This window comes from Candidatus Neomarinimicrobiota bacterium, from assembly GCA_034716895.1.
Taxonomy (GTDB): Bacteria; Fidelibacterota; UBA8477; order UBA8477; family JABMPR01; genus JABMPR01.
Window position 1 is genome coordinate 1 of record JAYEKW010000159.1, and the last position, 5,461, is coordinate 5,461.

Here is a 5,461-nt window from a genome sequence, read left to right on the forward strand (position 1 = left end):
CTCCAAACCTCCAAACTTCCAAACTTCCAAACTTCCAAACCTCCAAACCTCCAAACCTCCAAACCTCCAAATGACAAATCGCACTTCCATCCAGCAGTTCCTAGATTACCTTTGCCGGCCAAATTACAGGAAGAATTATGAAACAATTTTTATTGATATTTACACTCACGATAACCAGCCTCTGGTCCCAGATACCCAATGGCTATTACAACAATGCTTCAGGTTTGAATGGGACTGCGCTTCAGCAAGCCCTGCATGACATAATCGACGGTCATCAGTCTCAAAGCTATAGTGCTTTGTGGACTCACTTTCAGTCGACAGATGTGAAACCCAATGGAAAAGTGTGGGATATGTATTCAGATGTACCAGGGGGCACTCCTCCTTATGAATACACCTTCGTGACCAATCAATGCGGGAATTACGGGGCTGAAGGCGATTGTTATAATCGAGAGCATTCCTGGCCCAAAAGCTGGTTCAACGAAGGTTCACCCATGTACACGGATATGTTCCATCTGGTACCCACCGATGGTTATGTAAACGGCCAGCGCAGCAATTATCCCTACGGTGAAACCAGTAATCCCAGCTGGACATCTCTGAATGGCAGTAAAAAGGGTCCCTGTAGTTATCCTGGATACACCGGTACTGTTTTTGAACCCATTGATGCCTATAAAGGTGATTTTGCCCGGAATTATTTCTATATGTCAACCCGTTATTTCAATGAAGATGGCTCCTGGGATAACAATGCCATGGTCAACGGATCTCAGCTGGTAGAGTGGGCTTTGAATATGCTTTTGGAGTGGCATGCAGCAGATCCGGTGAGCCAGAAAGAGATCGATCGCAACAATGCCATCCATGATATTCAGAATAACCGTAATCCCTTTATCGATCATCCGGAATATACAGCACTGATCTGGAGTGGGGCAGCTCCTGCACCAACAGCCCCAAGTGATTTATTTGCCCTGGATATCACCGAAACGATCATAGAACTATCCTGGACGGACAACGCCACCGACGAAGACGGATTTTACCTGTATCAGGATAATTCGCTCCTGACCACGCTGAGTACTGATGTGACTTCCTATGAAGCAAGTGGACTGATCGAAGCAACCAGCTACACATTTGGGGTGTCGGCATTTAACGGCTCTGGAGAATCTGCTCAGGTTACCGTATCCGTCACTACCTCAGGAGGAGGTGGAAGTACGGTAACCCATTTCTTGGAAGATTTTGAAACAGGGAGTGGCAACAGTTATGAAGACGGTGACTTCGCGTTAGCCAGTGGGTCCTGGAACCTGTACCAGTCGGGAAATTTCGCCTTGGGAACTCCCTATAATGGGGATTACTGTATTGCAATAAATGATGATACAAATGGTGCCTATATTACCACGCCAGCAGTCAATACACTTGGGAGTATCTCTTTCTACTATTATCAACGAAGTGGATCAGCTACGGATGAATTTCAGGTTCAGAAAGCTGTAAATGGAGGTACGTTCGAGACCATCGCAACTCAGAATTACAATGTGGGTACCACTTATACACTGTATTCTCTAACTGTTAACGACACATCAACATCGGTTCGGATTCGGATCCTTAACGATAACCAGGCGGCTCATTTGATTATTGATGATGTAGCTGTGACCAATTATGATCCTGTATCCATTGTCGGGGATGAAACCGGGTTACCTTTTGGCTTGACCTTACATTCGGCCTATCCCAATCCTTTTAACCCGGTGACGACGGTTTCATTTACAATTCCAGTAGAGACGCATTGCAATGCGTCTCTACGAGTGTTTGATGTGAATGGGCGGTTTGTGGAAAGCCTCTATGATGGCATCACCGAACCGGGGGTCTATACGGTCAAATGGGATGGTGCTGATCTTTCATCAGGCATTTACCTCCTGCGCCTGTCTTCTGGTAATGACGTTCAGATCCAGCGGGTGACCCTGCTGAAATAGAATTAACCGTTGAAACGCTTCCCTGGATCAAAGATGATGAGCAGCTCACGACTTAAGTCGTGGGTTACTATTATAAGCGTTTATCAATAGGCGCTAATTATATTCAGACCTACGCGGGAATGATCCTGTCCTCCGGTGACTAATGAACTGTATGTTTCCGGAGTTTAAAAAGAGGTACTGCAACATGAAGAGATCATCTCTCAGTTTGTCAAATTCATGGTTGGCCAGTTTGATCATGCTCATCCCTGTAATTGCCTGGTCTCAGATTCCTCAGGATTACTATGAACCAGCAGAAGGATTAAGCGGAGCCGAACTAAAATCTGCCCTGCATGATATCGTTAGTGATCATTTAAAATACCCCTACACGTCAAGTTCCACAGATGTCTGGGATATTCTCAAAGAAACCGATGAAGACCCCTCAAACAGTGACAATGTTATTTTGCTTTATACCGGACGCTCACAGGAAAAAACTTTAAATAGTGGAGAGGCACCGGCCAATGGCAGCAATCGTTGGAATCGGGAACACGTCTGGTCCAAGTCGCATGGATTTCCCGTTGAGAACGATACCGCCTACACTGATTGTCATCACCTGCGACCGGCTGACGAGAGTGTAAACTCCAGTCGGAGCACTCTGGATTTTGACAATGGGGGTGTGCAGCATGTTGAAGCCACCGAGTGCTATTATGATAGTGACAGTTGGGAACCCAGGGATGCTGTCAAGGGTGATGTTGCCCGCATGATGTTTTACATGGTGGTCCGCTATGATCCGGGCTATCACACTGATAATTCGGTATATGATCTGGAACTGGTTGATTTTACCGGAACGCTTACTTATCAGCCAACCTTTGGCAAATTATCAACTCTTTTACAGTGGCATAATCTGGATCCGGTTGATGATTTTGAACAGCAGCGCAATGAAGTTGTATTTGGTTTTCAGGGGAATCGAAACCCCTTTATTGACCATCCGGAGTGGGCTGATTCAATATTTATCGATCAACTGGCTCCCCATACCCGGATCGGGTTTACCCATAGCAGTATGGCAGTTGAAGAAGACGCAGGCTCAGTGATCCTGGAGCTTTCCATCACCAATCCTGACCCTGATTTGAATACGCAATGTGAGGTCAACCTGACTGGAGGCACTGGCACAACAGCAGATTTGGCTGGATTTGAAGCGACCCTTTTGACCTTTCCTGCCGGGAGCTATGAACAGCAGACCGTGGAAATATTTATTACTGATGATGATCTGTCTGAGGAGCAGGAAATTTTTATTTTTACCATCGCCAATGTGAGTGGTGGTGATTCAGCCACGGTTGATGGGAATGACAGTTTTATTCTGACCATCAGTCCAAACGATCAAGTGAGTGCCGTGAACGGGTTGATCATCAGTGAGGTCATGGATGGCAACCGGAGTGGCGGACAACCAAAATTCATCGAGATAACCAATACAAGCTCCCAACCCCGGGACATTGGCGGTTTTCAGATTTGGCGGGGCAGCAATGGAAATGACCCCAGCCAAGCTGCCTCGATTCCTGCTGGCACAGTATTGTCCGGTGCTGGATCATGGGTTATTGCCTACAGCACAGCAGGGTTGTTGGATGCTGGATTTGCTGCTCCTGATCAAACTTCAGCGGGCATTAATGGCAATGGTAATGATGTCTATCAAATACGAACCGAAACAGGCGAATATATCGATGCATTTGGCATGGTTGGGACTGGTACGACCTGGTATGAGAATAGCTTTGCCGAGCGGATCCCCTCAGTGAGTAGTGGTGGAACCAGCTATGACCCAGGGGAATGGGTGATCAGTTCGTTGGTCACCGGAACTCCCAGCAATGGGTCGCCGGGCACTCCGGGAACGCATATATTTGACCCCGTGGTAGCAGTTGAAATGATATCACCCAACAATTTTTTGCTGATGAATGTCTATCCCAATCCCTTTAACCCGGTAACGACGGTTTTGTTTATGGTTGTGGGGGAGACGCATTGCAATGTGTCTCTACGAGTGTTTGATGTGAATGGGAGGTTTGTGGAAAGCCTCTATGACGGTGTCACCGAACCGGGGACCTATACGGTTAAATGGGATGGCGGTAATTTTTCATCAGGTATTTATTTCATACGTCTGGCGGCTGGTGCTGATGTCCAGATCCAAAGGGTGACTTTGTTGAGGTAATTTTTCATCAGGCTGCTAGACGCGAGCCACCAGACGCGAGCATCGCGTCTCTACCACCACACCCCCCAACCCCTAACCCCCAACCCCCAACCCCAACCCCCAACCCCCAACTTTCCACACCCATTAATGACATTTTTATCACTTCCAAAATATCCGTCTTTTCAATCTTACTAAACCTGTTGCACAAACTATATTTTGCCCTAAAAACCAAGGAGCCATCAGGGCCTGGAGCGTAGTTTCTATTTATGGATGTTGTTGTATTTTCTCTGCTTATCATGATCCTCACAGTGATCGCTGTTCTCACAGGGGAGTGGTATGTCCATCTACGAGCACTTAAACGCATTCCGATCCGGATCCACATCAACGGAACCCGGGGAAAATCAAGTGTCACTCGGTTGATCTGCGCCGGTATGCGGGAAGCTGGATTCTCTGTTCTGGGGAAAACGACTGGCTCAGATCCCCGGATTCTGGATCTGCAGGGCAAGGATCGCCGGATCCATCGCTTGCAAAAGCCCAGTATTGGTGAGCAGGTCAGGTTTCTAAGATACTTTGGACAGTTTCGACCTCAGGCTGTGGTGCTGGAGTGCATGGCTGTCCAACCACAATACCAATGGGTCACAGAACATCTTATGGTAAAGTCGACCCATAGTATCATTACTAATGTGCGACTCGATCATGTCGAAGAGATGGGTTATCGGTTGCGGGATATTGCCATGTCCCTGTCAAATACCATCCCTTTCAATGGCAATCTTTTCACGGCTGAACAGGGGAAGTTGGATATATTTCAGCAAGTGGCTGAACAACGGGGAACACGGGTTGAGGCAGTTACTGATCATGCCGTAACGCATGAAGATATGCTGGGTTTTAATCATATTGAGCATCCGGAGAATGTGGCTCTGTCGTTAGCAGTGTGTGAGTCACTAGGTATTCCACGGGATCAAGCCCTTACGGGAATGCGAAAAGCCCAGCCAGATCCAGGTGCCTTACGGGTCTGGGAACTCAAGTCAGGTAACCGTCACTATCTACTGGTGAACGCATTTGCTGCCAATGATCCACAATCTACAAAAACGATCTGGAATATGATCAAGAATCATCCCAGTCTTGAGTATGACCATATCTGCACTTTCCTGAATACACGATCAGATCGGATCAGTCGCAGCTCACAGCTTTTGGAACTGATCCTGAAAGATATTCATACGGATACACTTTTTGTGAGGGGTAATCACCTCGATCGTTTTAAAGAACCCTATTTTTCCAAGGTCAAAGGCCGGGTTGAGACGTTCTCTGAATCGGAGAAGGCGGCTAATTTCGCCAAGAAATTATTGTCCCAACCGGGAAA

Annotated in this window: 3 protein-coding genes and 1 pseudogene; all 4 read left to right on the forward strand. The window is 47.1% G+C overall.

The features are described from left to right. The first annotated feature begins 137 nt into the window (after positions 1-137). Positions 138-1,952 carry an endonuclease gene (locus U9Q77_09895; protein MEA3287670.1) on the forward strand — a complete coding sequence of 605 codons (1,815 nt, stop codon included), beginning with the start codon at positions 138-140 and terminating at the stop codon, positions 1,950-1,952. Positions 1,953-2,187: 235 nt separating this feature from the next. Beyond that, a pseudogene (locus U9Q77_09900) lies at positions 2,188-2,940 on the forward strand (endonuclease). Between the two features lie 27 nt (positions 2,941-2,967). Continuing rightward, complete coding sequence (locus U9Q77_09905) at positions 2,968-4,122, forward strand: lamin tail domain-containing protein (GenBank protein MEA3287671.1); 1,155 nt, start codon at positions 2,968-2,970, stop codon at positions 4,120-4,122. Between the two features lie 245 nt (positions 4,123-4,367). Continuing rightward, the coding region (gene pgsB / locus U9Q77_09910) for a poly-gamma-glutamate synthase PgsB (GenBank protein ID MEA3287672.1) at positions 4,368-5,461 on the forward strand (1,094 nt) is incomplete at its 3' end.

Bases quoted from the DNA above. Each gene is read 5' to 3' on its own strand.
- U9Q77_09895 (MEA3287670.1), top strand. From the start codon at position 138: ATGAAACAATTTTTATTGATATTTACACTCACGATAACCAGCCTCTGG.